The sequence below is a fragment of the Maridesulfovibrio frigidus DSM 17176 genome, assembly GCF_000711735.1.
GTDB lineage: Bacteria > Desulfobacterota > Desulfovibrionia > Desulfovibrionales > Desulfovibrionaceae > Maridesulfovibrio > Maridesulfovibrio frigidus.
The window spans coordinates 1-1,247 of the sequence record NZ_JONL01000023.1 but is presented as its reverse complement, the minus strand read 5'-3'; the positions used below and the strand labels follow the sequence as shown (position 1 = coordinate 1,247).

The following is a 1,247-nucleotide window of genomic DNA, read 5'->3' as shown; positions in this document are numbered from 1 at the left end:
AAGTCGTGGATTGTTCCACCGTTAGCTACAACAAGTCCTACACCTTTACCACAGTCATGTGAGCTACCGCCACCGAGGGAGATAAGAGCATCACAGCTGTTGTCTTTGTATACTTTTACGCCGTCAGCAACGTTTTTATCAGTAGGGTTAGGAATAGTTTCATCATAAACAACACAATCCATACCGTCAGCTTTCAAGATATCTACAATCTGCTGGGTCATGCCCATTGCAGTAATTCCCTTGTCTGTAACGAGTAGAGGCTTCTTGCCTCCTAGAGCACGAATGCGGGATGGAATTTCTTTGTGTGCGCCGATACCGATAAGTGTAACGCTAGGAATAAAGAAACCGTTTACTTGTTCACGTACTGCCATGTTGGACCGTCCTTTTAAAGCTAAGGGTTAATGAAGGTTGGGCTTGTCGAGTGCTTATTAATAAGTCTCTCTTAGCAAAAACGGGGCCAAGTTTAATTTGCAGTTATTTCAAACGCTTAAGGTGTTAGGGTGTGTGTGTTGATGGATCAATTTCTATTGGAGGATGAAGATTATTGCTAAATTTTACTATTTATTGTGCGTGCTGAAAGCTTGTGAGTGTGATAAAATATAGGTTTTTCAAGGACTGTGTCATTATGATGCATTGTGAAGGGCCAGTGTGTCGCTCTAACGTGCTAGTATTTACCACTTTAATGGGGGGGGAGATGTTGTTGTTCGGATAAAGAAAAGAGAAATGACTGAAGGCAACATAAATTGGTAGAAATAATTTTTGCGCGCAACAAATCGCAGTATGAAGTACATCTATATTATAAGTAATGTGAATAAAATGGAAAGGGAGGCGCTTTGATAGTGAATCTATCTTCTGAGTATGTATTGAACTGAGTGATATTATCAGAGGAAGGGAGAAGTGAGTCTCCCTTCCTCAGAAATATATAGTCTAGCTTGTAGCGATTAAGATCAGCTCCACCCGAACTCATGCTTTTAAGCTATTCGAACAGTCTGGGTTGCCCTTAACAAAATCCATATCTGTATAAGCCCGAACTGTCCGCTGACCGAATATAGTGAGAAGTAGATTCCGGCATCAGATGCCGGAATCTACTGAAGTTCACTTGATTAAAGAGCTGCTTTGTAGATAGCTGCAACTGCTTCGTCTGTCATGCAGCGCGGGTTAGTAAGACCACAAGCATCTTTCTGTGCGTTAGCTGTCATAGTTGGGATATCTTTTTCAGATACTTTCTTGCCGTAACGTTCGCCGAG

General features: G+C 41.7%; 1 protein-coding gene and 1 pseudogene. Both read right to left on the bottom strand.

Annotation, left to right across the window (positions count from 1 at the left end; all coding sequences use genetic code 11):
- On the bottom strand, positions 1-371 hold a 371-nt coding region (locus tag BR06_RS0119075), incomplete at its 3' end, for an iron-containing alcohol dehydrogenase (protein ID WP_031485948.1).
- 732 nt (positions 372-1,103) lie between these two features.
- A pseudogene (locus BR06_RS20815) lies at positions 1,104-1,247 on the bottom strand (L-threonine dehydrogenase); the annotation flags it as partial.